This window comes from Nocardioides sp. AE5 (assembly GCF_031844485.1).
In the GTDB taxonomy this organism is placed as follows: Bacteria; Actinomycetota; Actinomycetes; order Propionibacteriales; family Nocardioidaceae; genus Nocardioides.
Genome location: NZ_JAUZVI010000006.1, coordinates 40360 through 56303, shown reverse-complemented (window position 1 = coordinate 56303; position 15944 = coordinate 40360). Strand labels below are relative to the sequence as shown.

General features: G+C 68.3%; 15 protein-coding genes. 11 read left to right on the top strand and 4 right to left on the bottom strand.

The features are described from left to right. Window positions 1–117: 117 nt before the first annotated feature. From Q9R27_RS10435 to Q9R27_RS10425, 3 genes are all read right to left on the bottom strand, one after another. On the bottom strand, window positions 118–2574 hold the full coding sequence (locus tag Q9R27_RS10435; protein ID WP_311252319.1) for an MMPL family transporter: 2457 nt from the start codon (window positions 2572–2574) through the stop codon (window positions 118–120). Window positions 2575–2622: 48 nt separating this feature from the next. Continuing rightward, the gene (locus Q9R27_RS10430) at window positions 2623–3219 is read right to left on the bottom strand and encodes a TetR family transcriptional regulator (RefSeq protein WP_311252318.1); all 597 of its coding nucleotides are present in this window, start codon (window positions 3217–3219) and stop codon (window positions 2623–2625) included. 68 nt (window positions 3220–3287) lie between these two features. Further along, a complete protein-coding gene (locus Q9R27_RS10425; protein ID WP_311252317.1) occupies window positions 3288–3989 on the bottom strand; it encodes a TetR/AcrR family transcriptional regulator in 702 nt (233 codons plus the stop codon). A 63-nt stretch (window positions 3990–4052) separates the two neighbouring features. Between Q9R27_RS10425 and Q9R27_RS10420 the strand changes: the two genes are divergently transcribed. The 3 genes from Q9R27_RS10420 (at window position 4053) to Q9R27_RS10410 (ending at window position 6625) form a co-directional block, all read left to right on the top strand. Continuing rightward, a complete protein-coding gene (locus Q9R27_RS10420) occupies window positions 4053–4808 on the top strand; it encodes an SDR family oxidoreductase (RefSeq protein WP_311252316.1) in 756 nt (251 codons plus the stop codon). 39 nt (window positions 4809–4847) lie between these two features. Continuing rightward, on the top strand, window positions 4848–5180 hold the full coding sequence (locus Q9R27_RS10415; RefSeq protein ID WP_311252315.1) for a nuclear transport factor 2 family protein: 333 nt from the start codon (window positions 4848–4850) through the stop codon (window positions 5178–5180). A 62-nt stretch (window positions 5181–5242) separates the two neighbouring features. Further along, a complete protein-coding gene (locus Q9R27_RS10410; protein ID WP_311252314.1) occupies window positions 5243–6625 on the top strand; it encodes an NAD-dependent malic enzyme in 1383 nt (460 codons plus the stop codon). A gap of 95 nt (window positions 6626–6720) precedes the next feature. Here Q9R27_RS10410 and Q9R27_RS10405 read toward each other — a convergent pair whose 3' ends face one another. Then, window positions 6721–8733 (bottom strand): MMPL family transporter, encoded by a 2013-nt coding sequence (locus Q9R27_RS10405; RefSeq protein ID WP_311252313.1) that lies wholly within the window; start codon window positions 8731–8733, stop codon window positions 6721–6723. A gap of 51 nt (window positions 8734–8784) precedes the next feature. Between Q9R27_RS10405 and Q9R27_RS10400 the strand changes: the two genes are divergently transcribed. The 8 genes from Q9R27_RS10400 (at window position 8785) to Q9R27_RS10365 (ending at window position 15939) form a co-directional block, all read left to right on the top strand. Next, window positions 8785–9429 (top strand): PadR family transcriptional regulator, encoded by a 645-nt coding sequence (locus Q9R27_RS10400; RefSeq protein WP_311252312.1) that lies wholly within the window; start codon window positions 8785–8787, stop codon window positions 9427–9429. A gap of 18 nt (window positions 9430–9447) precedes the next feature. Further along, window positions 9448–10194 (top strand): maleylpyruvate isomerase N-terminal domain-containing protein, encoded by a 747-nt coding sequence (locus tag Q9R27_RS10395; protein ID WP_311252311.1) that lies wholly within the window; start codon window positions 9448–9450, stop codon window positions 10192–10194. A gap of 148 nt (window positions 10195–10342) precedes the next feature. After that, a complete protein-coding gene (locus Q9R27_RS10390; protein ID WP_311252310.1) occupies window positions 10343–11371 on the top strand; it encodes an ATP-binding cassette domain-containing protein in 1029 nt (342 codons plus the stop codon). Then, window positions 11368–12135, top strand: a complete 768-nt coding sequence (locus tag Q9R27_RS10385) for an ABC transporter permease (RefSeq protein ID WP_311252309.1) — start codon at window positions 11368–11370, stop codon at window positions 12133–12135. The genes Q9R27_RS10390 and Q9R27_RS10385 overlap by 4 nt, the downstream gene beginning before the upstream one ends. A gap of 228 nt (window positions 12136–12363) precedes the next feature. Further along, a complete protein-coding gene (locus Q9R27_RS10380; RefSeq protein WP_311252308.1) occupies window positions 12364–13839 on the top strand; it encodes a fatty acid desaturase in 1476 nt (491 codons plus the stop codon). Beyond that, complete coding sequence (locus tag Q9R27_RS10375) at window positions 13836–14027, top strand: 4Fe-4S domain-containing protein (protein WP_311252307.1); 192 nt, start codon at window positions 13836–13838, stop codon at window positions 14025–14027. The genes Q9R27_RS10380 and Q9R27_RS10375 overlap by 4 nt, the downstream gene beginning before the upstream one ends. 69 nt (window positions 14028–14096) lie before the next feature. Further along, a complete protein-coding gene (locus Q9R27_RS10370) occupies window positions 14097–14678 on the top strand; it encodes a TetR family transcriptional regulator (RefSeq protein ID WP_311252306.1) in 582 nt (193 codons plus the stop codon). 16 nt (window positions 14679–14694) lie between these two features. Further along, window positions 14695–15939, top strand: coding sequence for a M15 family metallopeptidase (locus tag Q9R27_RS10365; protein ID WP_311252305.1), 1245 nt, complete (start codon window positions 14695–14697; stop codon window positions 15937–15939). The last annotated feature ends 5 nt before the right edge of the window (window positions 15940–15944 follow it).

Sequence of the window (15944 nt, the reverse complement as noted above, 5' to 3'; positions counted from 1 at the left end):
AGCATGGCAGGAAACGTGTGATCCGGGCCACTCGACGTACGACGTGGGGAACGCACAGCGCCCTGCGTCCCGGTCGCGCAGGGCAACCGGGACGCAGGGCGCCGGGGTGGGAACCGGTCAGGCGCCCGAGGGCTGCAGCTCCTCGTCGAGCTCGCCGGCGTCGTCGGGGGCCTTCAGGTGGACCCGCTCCAGGGCCTCGCCCTCGACGTCGACGTTCGGCAGGATCCGGTCCAGCCACTTCGGCAGCCACCATGCTTTCTCGCCCATCAGGTACATCAGCGCCGGGATCAGCGTCATCCGCACCACGAAGGCGTCGAACACGATGGCGATGGCGAGCGCGAAGCCCATCATCGTGATCATCGGGTCGTCCATCAGGATGAAGGCGGCGAAGACCGCGGTCATGATCACGGCCGCTGCGGCGACCACCCGGGCGCTGCCGCGGAACCCATCGATGACGGACTCGCGCGGGGAGGCCCCGTGGACGTGTGCCTCGCGGATCCGGGTGACCAGGAAGACCTGGTAGTCCATCGCCAGCCCGAAGACCACACCGATCAGGAAGATCGGCATGAAGCTGACGATCGGCTGGCCCTCCATCAGGCCGAACGCGCCCTCCTGGAAGACCGCGACCGTGGCACCGAGGGTGGCCAGCACCGAGAGCAGGAAGCCCAGGGTGGCGGTCAGCGGGACCAGGATCGAGCGGAAGACCAGCATCAGCAGGATGAAGGCGAGCCCGATCACCACGGACAGGTAGATCGGCAGCGCGTCGGCGAGCCGCTCGGAGACGTCGACGGTGATCGCGGTCAGGCCGGTGACACCGGTCTCGGTGCCGGTCAGTTCCTCCACCTCGGCCTGGCCGGCCCGGAAGTGGGCCAGCAGGTCCTCGGTGGCCGCGTCATCGGGGCCGGTCTCCGGGGTGACCATCACCAGCGCACCGGTCGGCGTGGAGGCCGGGTCGCCCGGATCGGCGTTGGTGCCGGCCACCTGTGCATTGCGTACGCCGTCCTGGCTGTTGGCCCATGCGGCGACCTCGTCGATCTTCGCCTGGCGCTGGTCCTCGGCGACTCCGGTGGCGTCGACCACCATCAGCATCGGCGCCTCGCGACCGGGGCCGAACGCCGCGGCGATCAGGTCGGATGCCTTGCGCTGCGTGGTGTCGGCGGCAGCGGTGGAGTCGGTCGGGAAGGCCAGGTGCAGGTCCTTGAGTGGGATCGCCAGGGCGCCCAGTGCGATCACCACGGCGATCACGGCGACGATCGGCTTCTTGCCGACCAGGGTCGCCCAGCGGACGCCGTTGTTGAGGATCTTGCCGTCCTCGTCACGGGTGGGCTGGTACTTGCGGACCTGGGCACCGAAGGACTTCCGCTTCAGCATCCCGAGCACCGCGGGGAGCAGGGTCAGCGCGACCAGCACCGCGATCAGCACGGTCGCTGCTGCGGCCAGACCCATCGAGGTGAGGAACGGGATGCCGACCACGGACAGGGCGGAGAGGGCGATCAGCACGGTCGCACCGGCGAAGACCACCGCGGAGCCGGCGGTGCCGACCGCGATGCCGATGGCCTCCTGGCGGTCGTCGGTGTGGTCGAGTTCGTTGCGGAACCGGGCCAGGATGAAGAGGGCGTAGTCGATGCCGACCGCGAGGCCCAGCATGGTGGCCAGGATCGGGGTGGTCGAACCGATGTCCATGAAGGCGGTCATCGCGGTGATGCCGGTCATCCCGAGTCCGACGCCGATGACGGCGGTGACGATGGGCAGGCCGGCGGCGACGAGTGAGCCGAAGGTGAGGACCAGGACGAGCAGGGCGATCCCGATGCCGATCAGTTCGGCGGCGCCACCGGGCATCTCCATCGACTGCATGCCGGATCCGTTGACCTCGACGACCAGGCCGGCGTCACGGGCGGTGTCGAGCGTCTCGTGGACGGCGTCCTGGCTGGCGGGCTTGATGTCCATCGGGTTCTCGACGTCGAACTCGGCGGTGATCAGGCCGACCCGGTTGCCCTCGGCGAGGATCGCCAACGCGGCTGCGTTGGCCTGCGCCTGCTCGGCGGAGAGGCCGGACTCCTCGGCGGCGGAGGCGAGCATGTCGTCCTGGACCGGGCCGAGGATCGTCGGGTTGGCGATCATCGGCGGCTGCTCCGCGTCGTCCTCGATGGCCTTCAACTGCTCGACCATGGCGGCCTTGGTGGCGGCGTACTCGGCGTCGCCCATCGCGGCGCCGTCCTGGACCACCAGGGGCACGGTGTCAGCGGAGATCTGCGGGGTGTCGACCAGGTCGACGACCAGGGCGTCGACCGCCTTGGAATAGGCCGGCTCGTCGAGGGTGTGCCCCTCGGGCGCGGCCACGACGACGTTGAACGTCGAGTCCATGAACGCGTCCCGGGACCCGGGGAAGAGTTCGGCCTGCATGTCGGCGGCCTTCTCCGAGGGGATGCCCGGGATGGAGAAGGAGTCGGACATCGGCTTGCTGAAGGCGGCCGCGAAGGCGCCGACGCCGATGATCACGACGAGCCAGCCGGCCAGGAAGACGGGCCACCGCCGGTAGGCGGTCTTGCCGAGTCGGTAGAGCAGTGTTGCCATGGTTGTGGCTCCTGTGGGTGAGGGTGTTGCTCGGGTGCGTGGGGGTGCTCAGGCGAGCAGTTCGCGCAGGGTGGTCAGGGAGTCGGCGTACGACTCCTCGAGGTCGCGCTCGCCGCCGGCATCGTCGTCGAGTACGTCGCGCAGGGCGACGTCATAGAGGCAGGCCAGGACGGTGACCAGCAGCTTGGCCCGGTGGGCGCCGAACTCCTGGCCCTCGCGCTCGAGGATGTGGGTGATGAACTCGTCGAGGAAGGCCTCGACGCGGGTGTGTGCCGCCACCATCAGCCGCGCCTCGGACTTGACCACCCGCCGGGCCACTGCGGCCTCCTCGCGGGTGAACTCCTTGATGCTGACGATGTGCTGGACGAGCACCAGCAGGTCGTCGATCAGGATGCCGGTGGGGCCCTTTGCCCGGAACCGCTCGAGCAGTTCGGGGGCCAGGTCGAAGGTGGCGCCGAGGACCGCGTCGAGCTTGCCGGGGAAGTAGTTGAACAGGGTCCGCCGTGACACACCAGCGGCATCGGCGAGCTCATCCATGGTGAACCCGTCATAGCCGTGTGCGTCGGTCAGCTGCTGTGCGGCGACGGTGATCCGGTGGCGCGTGGTCACCTTCCGCCCCTGCAGCGTGTTTGCACTTTCAGTCACGAAGTGCAGTTTTGCACTCCGCGCCAATCGAGTGCAATCTCAGGGCGCTGTGATGCTGCCCACGGCGGTCACTTCCCGGGTTGGGTCGCCTCGCGGAGCCGGCGCACCCACTCGATCAGCAGCCTGGTCTCCGCTGCCCCGAGCAGGCCGGGGTGGGCGGCGGCTTGCTCGACCAGGTCGTGCCCGAGGTCACCGTCCGTGCCCGCCCGGGGGCTGGTGCCGGTGACCGCGGCGATCACTCCTTCGCGGACGGCGATCGAGAGTGGCCGGTCCTCGACCGAGGCGATGATCTGATGCAGCGTCACGCCGACGTTGGTGGCCAGGACGTGGGCGGCTGCCTGCTCGGCGGGGACCACCAGGCGGCCCTGCTCCTGGGCGCGGCGGGTCAGGTCGTGGAGCATCTGGCTCGGCCGTGACTGCGCTGCCGGGGAGTGGCCCGGCCGCACGGTGCCATACATCAGCGTGTAGAAGCCCGGGTTCTCCAGGCCGAACGCAACGTGGGCGTCCCAGCCGGTTCGGAGGTCCTGGATCGGGTCGCCGGTGGGCTCCGTGACGGTCTTGGTCGCGACGTACATCTCGAAGCCGTGCTCCACCACGGCGTCGACCAGACCCTGCTTGTTGCCGAAGAAGTGATAGAGGGTTGGCATTTTCACGCCCACCGCGTCGCAGACCGCGCGCAGGGAGAAGTCCTCGCCCGGCGCCGCGGCGACCAGGTCCGCAGCGGCGTCAATCAGCCGGGTTCGTGTATCCGAATGTTGCACCTCTGTCATATCGCTATAGTAGTGGTATAGCATCGCTATGACAGTGCATATCATCGATATAAAGGAGCGACGATGACCACGCGCACACTCGAGGGCAAGAAGGTCCTCATCGCCGGCGGGGGCAAGAACCTCGGCGGCCTCATCGCTCGTCGGGCCGCCACTGCCGGTGCCGACGTCGCGATCCACTACAACTCGGCCTCCAGCCGGGCAGAGGCCGAGGAAACCTTGGCTGCCGTCGAGGCAGCGGGGCGCACGGGTGTCCTGCTCACCGGCGACCTCACCCGCCCTGCCGAGGTCGAGCAGCTCTTCACCGACGGCGCGGCCGCGATCGGCACCATCGACGTGGCGGTCAACACGGTCGGCAAGGTGCTCCGCAAACCGATTGTCGAGACCACCGAGGCCGAGTACGACGAGATGCTCGATGTCAATGCCAAGGCGGCGTACTTCTTCCTCAAGGAGGCCGGAAAGCAGGTCGCCGACCACGGCAAGGTGATCACGATCCTCACCTCTCTGCTGGGCGCCTTCACCGACGGCTACGCGACGTACGCCGGGGGCAAGTCGCCGGTGGAGCACTTCACCCGAGCTGCGGCCAAGGAGTTCGCGGACCGGGGCATCTCGGTGACCGCGGTCGCTCCGGGGCCGATGGACACGCCGTTCTTCTACGACCAGGAGACCCCGGAGCGGGTCGCGTTCCACAAGTCCCAGGCAATGGGCAACCAGTTGACCCAGATCGAGGACATCGCCCCGATCGTCAGTTTCCTGGCCACCGAGGGCTGGTGGATCACCGGCCAGACGATCTTCGCCAACGGTGGCTACACCACCCGGTGATGTGCTGGGACCGACCTTTCAGAGAGCAGAGGAGAGAAGATGAGTGAGATCAACATTCCCGAGCCGGTCGCGTCCTTCATCGACGCGGTCAACCGTCACGACGAGGACGGCTTCCTCGATGCCTTCACCGATGACGGCGCCGTCGACGACTGGGGCCGGGTCTTCCGCGGCCGCAACGAGATCAAGGCGTGGAGTGACAAGGAGTTCATCGGCGCCACCGGAATCCTCACCCCCGAGCAGGTGGACGCAAGTGACGACGGCACGGTCACCGTGATCGGCGACTGGCGCAGCACCCACGCCAACGGACGGAGCAGCTTCGCCTTCGAGGTGGCCGGCGACAAGGTCACGCTGATGACGATCCGCGAGGGCTGAGCCCTCTCCACCTCCTTCGGGTGACTTGCTGGTAACCCCGGGGGAGGTGGAGAGTTTCCACCATGGCCGCCACCGCTTCGTCGTACTCGATCACCATGCGCCTGCACACGGCTCCCGACCACGGCGTGGTGGGCACGGTGGCGACCGGTCTCGCGGCCGCCGGCGGGATCGTCACCGCGATCGACGTCGCCGAGTCCAGCCACGACCGGCTGGTGGTGGACGTGACCTGCTCGGCCGCCGACGAGGTGCACTCGCGGCAACTGGTCGAGGTGGTCGGCGACATCGACGGCGTCGAGGTGCACAAGGTCTCCGACCGCACCTTCCTGATCCACCTCGGCGGCAAGATCGAGGTCTCCTCCAAGGTCCCGCTGCGCACCCGCGACGACCTCTCGATGGCCTATACGCCGGGTGTCGGCCGCGTCTCGATGGCGCTGCACGCCAATCCCGACGACGTACCGCGGCTCACCGTCAAGGGCAACTCGGTGGCCGTAGTCACCGACGGGTCCGCGGTGCTCGGGCTGGGCAACATCGGGCCCGGCGCCGCGCTGCCAGTGATGGAGGGCAAGGCCGCGCTCTTCAAGAAGTTCGCCGACATCGACGCCTGGCCGATCTGCCTGGCCAGCCAGGACACCGACGAGATCGTCCGGGCGGTGGAGATGATCGCGCCCGGGTTCGGTGGCATCAACCTGGAGGACATCGCCGCGCCGCGTTGCTTCGAGATCGAGGCCCGGCTGCGCGAGTCGCTGGACATCCCGGTCTTCCACGACGACCAGCACGGCACCGCGATCGTGGTCCTGGCCGCCCTGACCAACGCCCTGCGCGTGGTCGGCAAGGAGATCGAGCAGGCCCGGATCGTGGTCGCCGGAGCTGGTGCCGCCGGTTCCGCGATCGTGTCGTTGCTCCTGGCTGCCGGTGCCGGTGAGGTGCTGGTCTGGGACCGCGAGGGCGTGCTCTGTCGCGACGACTCCGCACTCTCCGCCGCCAAGCTGGACCTGGCCGGGCGGACCAACCAGCACCTGCGCCGTGGCGACCTGCACCAGGCACTGGACGGCGCCGACGTCTTCATCGGCGTCTCCGGTCCCGGCGTACTCAACCCGGAATGGATCCGGTCGATGGCCGCCGACCCGATCGTCTTCGCGCTGGCCAACCCGGACCCGGAGATCGACCCCGCCGTCGCCGCCCGGTTCGCCACCGTGGTCGCCTCGGGGCGCTCCGACTATCCCAACCAGATCAACAACGTGCTCGCCTTCCCGGGTGTCTTCCGGGGCCTGCTCGATGCCCGGGCCAGCCACATCACCACCGAGATGCTGCTCCGCGCCGCCGAGGCGATCGCGCATGTGGTCACCGACGACGAGTTGCACCCCAGCTTCATCATCCCCAGCGTCTTCCACCCCGACGTACCCAAGGCTGTCGCCGCCGCGATCTCCGGCAAGCCCCTCACCTGACCCCCATCGGCGCGCGGGTCCCACGAACGCTCACTCGTTGATGCGCGAAAGCTCAATCGTTGACGTGTCCACCGCAACGATTGAGCTTTCGGACATCAAGCATTGAGCGTTCGTGGCCACCAGAAGCGGTCACCGAGGACCAGCGCCAAAGCAGGCACCAGGACGGTCCGCACCAGCAGCGTGTCCAGCAGGACGCCGATGCAGATCACCACGCCGAGTTGGGCCAGGACCACGAGCGGCAGTACGCCGAGCACCGCGAAGACCGCGGCGAGCAGGACGCCGGCGCTGGTGATCACCCCGCCGGTTGCGGCGAGCGCGCGCAGCATGCCCTCGCGGGTGCCGTGCCCGCCGGCCTCCTCGCGTGCCCGGGTGATCAGGAAGATGTTGTAGTCCACGCCGAGCGCGACCAGGAAGAGGAACGCGAAGAGCGGTACGTCGACGTCCAGCGCGGGGAATCCGAGCGGTCCGGTGAAGAGCCACCAGGCGCTCCCCATCGCGGCGGCGAACGTGCCGAGCACGGTGGCGACCAGCAGCAGCGGCGCGACGAGCGAGCGGAGCAGCACCACCAGCACGCCGAGGACCAGGAGCAGGATCAGCGGCAGGATCGCCTTCTGGTCGCGCTGCGCCCCGGCCTCCGCGTCGATCTCGCCAGCGGTGGTGCCGCCGACGTGGGTCTGCTCGTGGGGAGCCAGTGCCTCGCGCAACGCGAGGACGGCCTCGATCGCCTCGTCGCTGGACGGTGTCGCATCGAGGACCACGTCGATCTGGGTGATGCCGTTGCCCTGGGCGGTGGTGCGCGCGGAGGAAACGGCATCGGTCGCCTCGACGTCTGCCAGCACGGCGTCGGCGTCGTCGCGGGTCAGCACCTGGATCGGGTCGGAGGTGCCGGCCGGGAAGGAATCAGCCAGTCGGGCGGCGGCCGAGATGGCCTCCGGTTCATCGAGGAACTGGTCGGCCTGGCGCAACCCGGTCTCGGTTGCGAACAGGCCCGCGGCCATCGCGGCGAGCAGGACCAGGGTGGCGACGATGAACGCGGGTGGCCGGCGCGCGACGGTGTCGCCGACCTTGCGCCACCAGGTCCGGGTCTCGGAGAGTACGGCGTCGCCGGTGTGCGGCACGATCGGCCAGAAGATCCACCGGCCGAAGAGGACCAGAGCGGCGGGCAGCACCAGCAGCACGAACCCGGCCGCGACCACGATCCCCACGGCGCAGGCCAGGCCCAGCCCGCGGGTGGTCGGGGTGAGCGAGAGGAGCAGGGTGAGCAGGCCGGCGATCACGGTGCCGGCACTGGTCAGCACCGCCTCCGCCGTACGCCGCAGTGCGAGCGCCATTGCCTCGCCCCGGTCGGTGTGGGTGCGGAGTTCGTCGCGGTAGCGGCTGATCAGCAGCAGCGCATAGTTGGTGCCGGCACCGAAGACGAGCACCGAGAGGATCCCGATCGTTGACTCGTTCCAGGCCACGTCCAGCGCCGCCAGCACCTGGGTGGCGAGCAGGGCCGCGACGCGGTCCGCGGTGCCGACCACGGCCAGCGGGACCAGCCACAGGATCGGGCTGCGATAGGTGATCACCAGCAGCAGGGCAACCACGGATGCGGTGACCAGCAGCAGTCGGGTGTTGGCCCCGGAGAAGACCTGGGCCAGGTCGGCCTCGATCGCGGCGGGGCCGGTCACCTGGGCGGTGACGCCGTCGGGCGCCGCCTCGTCGAGTCGTTCGCGCAGGTCGGTGACGAAGGCCTCCACGTCGGTGGCCGAGGCACCCGTCACCGGCACCACGGCGAAGGCGGCCGTGCCGTCCTCGGCGACCTGCAACGGGATCGGCGTACCACCGGGTCCGCCCGTGGCCAGGTCGGCGGTGACCTCCTCCAGGTCCTGGAGCGTCGCGTCGTCCAGCTCGCCGGTGTCGGCGGTGAAGAGGGCGATCGCGAGCGTGGAGTCGTCCTCGGGCAACTGGTCACGCAGCTCGGTGGCGAGCGTGGAGTCGGCGCCGCGGGGCAGGTCGTCGGTCGGCGCCTGGGTGCGCTCGCCCTCGCCGAGCAGGCCGAACACGAGGCCGGCAACGATCAGGGCAAGGACGACGACCGCCCAGGAACGCCGCGGATTGGTGATCATGACGCCACCCTACGGAGCCGCGGCGGCCGCGCGACGGCGTACCCTCGCCGCATGGCCGGGTCGGAGACACGCATGCTGCTGCTGGGTGCGGTGGCCATGTTCGAGCCGATCAACGGCTATCAGATCCGCCGGGAGCTGGTCTCCTGGGAGGTCGACAAGTGGGCGCACCTGAATCCGGGGTCGATATACAACGGGCTGGCCACGCTGACCCGGCAGGGGCACCTGGTCCGGCATGACCTGGTCGACGCCGGCCGTGAGGTCGCCGTCTACGAGGCGACCACCAAGGGTCGGGCCGAGCTCTTCCAGCTGATGATCCGGGCGCTGGAGGAGGTCGACCCCTACAACCGGCTCGCGTTCCACACCGCGTTCGGGATGTTGCCGCTGCTGGATCGCAAGCAGGTGCTGCACAGCCTCGAGGTCCGGCGTACGGCCTTGGAGCGGACCCTGGACGAGTTCCCCTCACCGCGCGATGCCGGGCCGGAGTATGGACCGCCGCACGCATTCCGTGGCCTGATGTTGTGGCGCGATGCCGTGGCGACCGAGCTGGCCTGGCTGAAGTCGACCCTGCGCGACATCGGGTCGGGGGCGTTGAAGTTCGAGCAGTTCGAGGACTGGGGCTGGCAGCCGCCGGCCGACGATCCGGGCTGGCAGATGAACATCGACCGGGAGAAATATCGCGCGCTTCTCGGGCGCTGACCTGTCAGGCTTGGTGTCATGGTCGCCACCGCACTGACGCTCACCGAACACCTCGAGGGGCTCCGTACTGCGCATCTCGGGTTCGTCCGGGCAGCCGAGCGGGCGGGCCTCAAGGCCATGGTGCCGACAACGCCGGCCTGGACGGTCCGCAAGCTCGTCGCGCACCAGGGAATGGTGCACCGCTGGGCCGCCGGGATCATCACCGGTCAGCAGGTGGACCCCGACGCGGTCCAGGACCAGGGACAGGTCTCGCCCGATCCCTTGGAGTGGCTGACCGACGGCGTGGTCGACCTGGCTGCGGCGATCAGCTCCGCACCCGACGACCTCGATGCCCTGGTCTTCCTGGCCGACGCGCCACCGGCCAAGCGGTTCTGGGCCAGGCGGCAGTGTCACGAGACTACGATCCACGCGGTGGACGCGCTCGCTGCGGCGCTCGGGCGCTATCCCCGCGCGGCGGACACCTGGATCACCGATGAGGTCGCCCTGGATGGGATCGACGAGTTGCTCACCGGGTTCCTGCCCCGGCCCAGGTCCCGGTTGCGCAGTGAGGAGTCGCTCACCATCGCGGTAGCGCCGACCGGACTCGCTGTCGGGTGGGAGGTGCGCGTGAGCGCCGAGCCACCGGTGACGGTGCGTACGCCGGAGCCGCGCGGCGACGTACTGCTGTCCGGTTCGCCGGGTGCGCTCTATCTGACGTTGTGGAACCGTTCGGACGAGGTGAAGCTGCCGGATGCCTGGGCGGACTCGGCGATCACCTGGAACTGAGCATGCAACCGGCCGCGTGAGTTCGGCCGATGAGTTTGTCGGTGGCTTCTGGTCTGTTCTCCAGGCGGGGTCGAAAAGTACTTGACGCAGGAGTGTTCAACGTTGAACACTCCTGCCTGTTCAACGTTGAACATCTAAGGAGTTTCGGATGATCCATGCGCGAGGACTCGTGCAAACCTTCATGACCGGTCAGGGCAAGAAGAAGACACCCGTCCATGCCGTGGCCGGCGTGGACCTCGACGTGGCCGAGGGGGAAGTCGTCGGCTTCCTCGGCCCCAATGGTGCCGGCAAGACCACGACGTTGCGGATGCTGACCACGCTGCTGAAGCCGACTGCGGGCACAGCGACGGTGGCGGGGTTCGACGTGGCCAGCCAGGCCCAGGACGTACGCCGCAGCATCGGCTATGTGTCCCAGGCCGGGTCGACCTTCTCCAGTGCCATCGCCGGCGACGAGGTGATGGACCACGGGATGCTCTACGGCATGTCGCGGCGGGACGCCGAGCGCAAGGGGAAGGAGCTCTTCGAGCAGCTCGACCTGCCGGGGCTGTGGCGCCGGATGCCCAAGAACATGTCCGGTGGGCAGAAGCGTCGCCTGGACATCGCCATGGGTCTGATCCACGAGCCGAACCTGGTCTTCCTGGATGAGCCGACCACCGGACTGGATCCGCAGGCGCGGGCCAACCTGTGGGAGCACATCGCCGGTTTGCGCAGTCGTCAGGGTGTCACCGTCTTCCTGACCACCCATTATCTCGACGAGGCCGACCACCTGGCCGATCGGATCGTGATCATCGACAAGGGTCGGATCGTGGCCAGCGACACGGCCGACAACCTCAAGGCACAGGTCTCCGGTGACCTGGTCGACCTCGAGGTCGCTGCGGAGGACCAGGTCGAGGTGGCCCGGGAGAAACTGGATTCGATCGCCAGTGGCGTCGAGGTCGAGGGGCGCCACGTCCGGGGCCGGGTGCAGCGGGCCGGCCGCGCCGTCCCCGGCCTGCTCCGCGACCTTGACTCCAACGGAGTCTTCCTGGACTCGATCGAGGTGCTCCGACCGACTCTCGACGACGTCTTCCTGACCCTGACCGGACGCTCCCTGCGTGATGCCGAGGCGGCCGCGGAGGCGACCGACGCCACCGGCCCTGCCGCTGGGAACGACGTACTCGAAGGAGCCGAGGCATGACCACACTGTTCTGGCGAGAGAGTTTCATCGTGTTCCGCCGCCAACTGCGGATGAACCTGCGCAACCCGGCCTGGGTGCTGATCGGTGTCCTGCAGCCGGTCCTCTACCTGCTCCTCTTCGGGCCACTGCTCAAGCCACTGGTGAGTCAGTTCGACCTGCCCACCGACAATCCGTACACCTTCCTGGTGCCCGGCCTGTTGGTGCAGCTCGGCATGTTCGGCGCGTTCTTCGCGGGCTTCGGCCTGATCGCGGAGTGGCGTGAGGGAGTCGTGGAGGCAGAGCGGGTCACCCCGGCGAGCCGGACTGCGTTGCTGGTCGGCCGGCTGCTGCGCGACCTGCTGCAGTTGCTGGTCCAGGCCTTGATCCTGATCGCGCTCGGCTTCTGGATGGGGATGCGCGCCCCGCTCGGTGGCGTGGTCGCCGGCGTGGTGATCACGCTCTGCGTTGGTGGGGCCTGCGCGGCAGCGTCGAATGCGTTGGCGCTGACCACGAAGAGCGAGGACGTGATGGCGCCCCTGATCAACATGGTGATGATGCCGGTGCTGCTGCTCTCGGGGATCATGCTGCCGATGACGCTGGGACCGGCGTGGTTGGAACGGATCAGCGACTTCATGCCGTTCCGGTGGATCACCGACGGCGTCCGAGGGACCTTCGTGGGCGATTTCGACACCTCTGCCCTGGGTTTGGGTGTGGGACTGGCGGTGGGCATGTTGGTCCTGGCGCTGTGGTGGGGCACTGCGGTCTTCCGTCGAGAGAACTCCTGACCCTCTCCCACGAACGCTCACTCGTTGATGCTTGAGAGCTCACTCGTTGCGGTGGCCCCGTCAACGAGTGAGCGTTGGGACCGCAATAAGTGAGCGTTGGCGACGCAACGAGTGAGCGTTCGTGGGCCTTGACATGCGGACATTTACAATTCATGCTGTTTTGTAAAGCGGAGCCGATCACACTCCTGACCGAAGCAAACGGCACCGCGCCTGAGAAGGAGGCTCGCCATGGCGACCAGGACAGCAGGAACGGTTCCTGAAGGCTCGACCGAGGTCTGGAAGGACAAGAAGCGCTATCTGTGGCTGATCGGTCTGGTGGTGCCGTCGCTGGCGCTGGTCGCGGTGGGCATCTTCGCGCTCACCGGGTTCACCCCGATCCTCTGGCTCGGCCCGATCGTGATCCTGGTGATCGTGCCCGCCATCGACCTGATGACCGGCCTGGACCGCTCCAACCCGCCGGACGACGTGATCGAGGAGCTGGAGAACGACAAGTACTACCGCTGGATCACCTACCTCTTCCTCCCGATCCAGTACGTCGGCTTCGTGGGCGCGATGATGCTGATCTCCGGCAGCACCCTGTGGGGCCTGCTCGATGACCCGATGACGCTCTGGCAGAAGATCGGCATCGCGGTCTCCATCGGCTGCATCGGCGGCATCGGCATCAACACCGCGCACGAGCTGGGCCACAAGAAGGAGGCCAACGAGCGCTGGCTCTCCAAGATCGCCCTGGCCCAGGTCGCCTACGGCCACTTCTACATCGAGCACAACCGCGGCCACCACGTCCGCGTCGCCACCCCGGAGGACCCGGCCAGCAGCCGGATGGGGGAGAACTTCTACCAGTTCTGGCCGCGCACCGTGCTGGGTTCGCTGAAGAGCGCCTGGAGCCTGGAGAAGAAGCGCTACGCCCGCAAGGACAAGCACCCGTTCCGCCTCGGCAACGACGTACTCAATGCGTGGCTGATGACCGCCGTCCTGTGGGGCGCGCTGATCATCTGGCTCGGCATCGGCATCGCGCCCTACCTGGTGCTGCAGGCCGTGGTCGGTTTCTCGCTGCTGGAGATCGTCAACTACATGGAGCACTACGGCATGCTGCGCCAGAAGGTCGGCAAGCCCGGCAAGGAGCGCTACGAGCGCGTGCTGCCCTCGCACAGCTGGAACTCCAACAACATCGCCACCAACGTGCTGCTCTACCACCTGCAGCGCCACAGCGACCACCACGCCAACCCGACCCGGCGCTACCAGACGCTGCGCGACTTCGAGGAGTCGCCGGTGCTGCCCACCGGGTACGCCGGGATGATCGTGCTGGCCCTCGTCCCGCCCATCTGGCGCCGCGTGATGGACCCGCGGGTGATCAACCACTTCGACGGCGACCTGACCCTGGCCAACATCTTGCCGCGCAAGCGGGACAAGATCCTGGCCAAGTACGGCGTCGCGATGAGCGAAGCCCAGGAGAAGGCAGAGGACCGCAAGGCCGCCGAGGACGCCGCAGCGGCTGCCGCTGCTGCTGCGGCCGCGCAGGTCGACGAGGTGCTGCTGGCCCAGTGCCCCGGATGTGACTACACGTACGACGTCAACGTGGGCGACGAGCACGAGGGCTTCGCCGCCGGCACCGCCTGGGCGGACATCCCCGACGACTGGTGCTGCCCCGACTGCGGGGTCCGCGAGAAGGTCGACTTCATCCCGGTGAAGCCGGTGGCCGCATGAGGATCGTGGTCGACCGGGACCTCTGCGAGGGCTTGGGCATGTGCGAGTCGATGGCCCACGACTTCTTTGAGGTCGATGACGACGATGTGATGCATGTCCTCGACGAGAACCCCGGCGAGGAGCACCGCAAGATGCTCACCGCCGCGGTGAATTCGTGCCCGGTGCTGGCACTCAGCCTCGAGGGCTGAACCGGTGGTGGCCCGGTGGCAGTGACGGCGTCTCCCCGGGGCTCGTGGCCCAACCCCTACGATGGGGCCATGAGTTCCGGGGAGGACCTGCCCGTCACCACGCGTGACCGGATCATCGACGGCGCCTCCCAGCTGACCACCACCCACGGGTGGGCCTGGGTCACGATGTCGAAGTTGGCCGACCACGTCGGGGTGAGCCGGCAGACCGTCTACAACGAGATCGGCAACAAGTCGGCGCTGGCCGAGGCGATGATCCTCGAGGAACTCGCCCGCTTCCTGGAGCGGGTGACCAACGCGTTCGACAAGCATCCCGACGACATCGTCGACGCGCTCCGCGAGGCGGCCACCCAGGTGCTCGAGTTCGCCGAGGACAACCCGCTGCTCCATGCGGTGGTCTCCGCGACCCATGGCGCCGACACCGAACTGCTGCCCCTGCTCACCACCCACTCCCAGTCGCTCCTGGGCGTCGCGAAGATCGTGGTCAGTGAACGCCTCGCCGGCTATGAACTCGACGCCGTCGGCGAGCGCCTCGACGCGGTGATCGACATGGTGGTCCGACTGGTGCTGAGCCACGTGATGCAGCCGTCGGGCCAGCCCGTCGAGACGGCCGACGACATCGCCTGGATCGCCCAGCGCGTGCTGCGTCCCTGACGTAGGATCTGGCTCCATGGGAGCCTGGGGAGGATCGCTGCGGCGGCGTCGTGTCTCGACGCGCCTCGGCGTGAGCCTGCTCTTGGCCGCCGTCGTCCTGGCCGCATGCGGTGGCGGTGACAACGTGCCGTCGGAGGCAGGTGGGTCCGGAGCGCCGAGCGGTGGATCCGCAACGCCCTCGGCCACGCCGAGTGCGCCGGTGGCCGACCCGGAGCGCGCCGTCGATCCGCCCGGTCCGCTGGAGGGACGCCTGTGGGCCGCCGACATCATGATCTATGGCCAGACGTCGCTGACGCCCGAGCAGGTGGCCGCGATCAAGGCGCTCGACGGCGTCGATGCGGTCGAGGTCTTCTCCCTCTCCCAGGTCTCGATCGAGAACCAGGTGCTCACCGTCGCGGCGGTCAACCCGACGACGTACCGCCACTTCAACCCGGTCGCCACCGCCCAGGAGATCGACGTGTGGACCCGCATCGCGGGCGGCGAACTGGCGTTGCCGCCGGAGACCGCCGCGACGGTCGCCGATGACGAGGACTTCGTGAAGCTCGGCAACGACAAGGACGCGCCGCGGATCCATATCGGGGTGTACGCCGCCCAGGTGCCGCGGGTGGACATGGTCGTCAACTCCGCCTGGGGCAAGGAACTGGGCATGGTCGAGGACAACGCCATGCTGGTCTCCACCGGCATGACCTCACCGCAGGCGATGCGGGAACCGTTGAGGGCGATCATCGGCAAGGGATCCTCGATCCAGGACCTCGACGCAGTCGCCCGCTATGGCCTCGACCCGGATGCGCAGCAGACCGCGATCCTCACCGGTGGCTCGGTCGCGCAGGCTGTCGGCTCGTTCAACTACCGGGTCCTGGACGGCGGCCGGATCGCGCCCGACCAGGCGTGGGTGCAGGCCAACATCCGCACCGAGGAGGTGCCGATCCTGGGGCGGGTCACCTGCCACAAGGCGATGCTGCCCCAGTTGCGCGCGGCGATGACCGAGATCCTCACCCGCGGCCTGGCCGACAAGATCAACCGCAACCAGTACGCCGGCTGCTACTACCCGCGCTTCATCGCCAACACCCAGCAGCTCTCGCTGCACTCGTTCGGGATCGCGGTCGACCTCAACGTCGCCGGCAACCAGCGCGGCACTGTCGGCGAGATGGATCGCACGGTGGTCGAGATCTTCAAGAAGTGGGGCTTTGCCTGGGGTGGCGACTGGGCCTGGACCGACCCGATGCACTTCGAGATGAACGCGGTGGTCAAGGTCGGCTGAGCCGG

Bases quoted from the DNA above. Each gene is read 5' to 3' on its own strand.
- Q9R27_RS10425 (WP_311252317.1), bottom strand. From the start codon at position 3,989: ATGACAGAGGTGCAACATTCGGATACACGAACCCGGCTGATTGACGCC.
- Q9R27_RS10400 (WP_311252312.1), top strand. From the start codon at position 8,785: ATGGCCGGGTCGGAGACACGCATGCTGCTGCTGGGTGCGGTGGCCATG.
- Q9R27_RS10410 (WP_311252314.1), top strand. From the start codon at position 5,243: ATGGCCGCCACCGCTTCGTCGTACTCGATCACCATGCGCCTGCACACG.
- Q9R27_RS10390 (WP_311252310.1), top strand. From the start codon at position 10,343: ATGATCCATGCGCGAGGACTCGTGCAAACCTTCATGACCGGTCAGGGC.
- Q9R27_RS10380 (WP_311252308.1), top strand. From the start codon at position 12,364: ATGGCGACCAGGACAGCAGGAACGGTTCCTGAAGGCTCGACCGAGGTC.
- Q9R27_RS10385 (WP_311252309.1), top strand. From the start codon at position 11,368: ATGACCACACTGTTCTGGCGAGAGAGTTTCATCGTGTTCCGCCGCCAA.
- Q9R27_RS10395 (WP_311252311.1), top strand. From the start codon at position 9,448: ATGGTCGCCACCGCACTGACGCTCACCGAACACCTCGAGGGGCTCCGT.
- Q9R27_RS10420 (WP_311252316.1), top strand. From the start codon at position 4,053: ATGACCACGCGCACACTCGAGGGCAAGAAGGTCCTCATCGCCGGCGGG.
- Q9R27_RS10370 (WP_311252306.1), top strand. From the start codon at position 14,097: ATGAGTTCCGGGGAGGACCTGCCCGTCACCACGCGTGACCGGATCATC.
- Q9R27_RS10435 (WP_311252319.1), bottom strand. From the start codon at position 2,574: ATGGCAACACTGCTCTACCGACTCGGCAAGACCGCCTACCGGCGGTGG.
- Q9R27_RS10365 (WP_311252305.1), top strand. From the start codon at position 14,695: ATGGGAGCCTGGGGAGGATCGCTGCGGCGGCGTCGTGTCTCGACGCGC.
- Q9R27_RS10405 (WP_311252313.1), bottom strand. From the start codon at position 8,733: ATGATCACCAATCCGCGGCGTTCCTGGGCGGTCGTCGTCCTTGCCCTG.
- Q9R27_RS10415 (WP_311252315.1), top strand. From the start codon at position 4,848: ATGAGTGAGATCAACATTCCCGAGCCGGTCGCGTCCTTCATCGACGCG.
- Q9R27_RS10375 (WP_311252307.1), top strand. From the start codon at position 13,836: ATGAGGATCGTGGTCGACCGGGACCTCTGCGAGGGCTTGGGCATGTGC.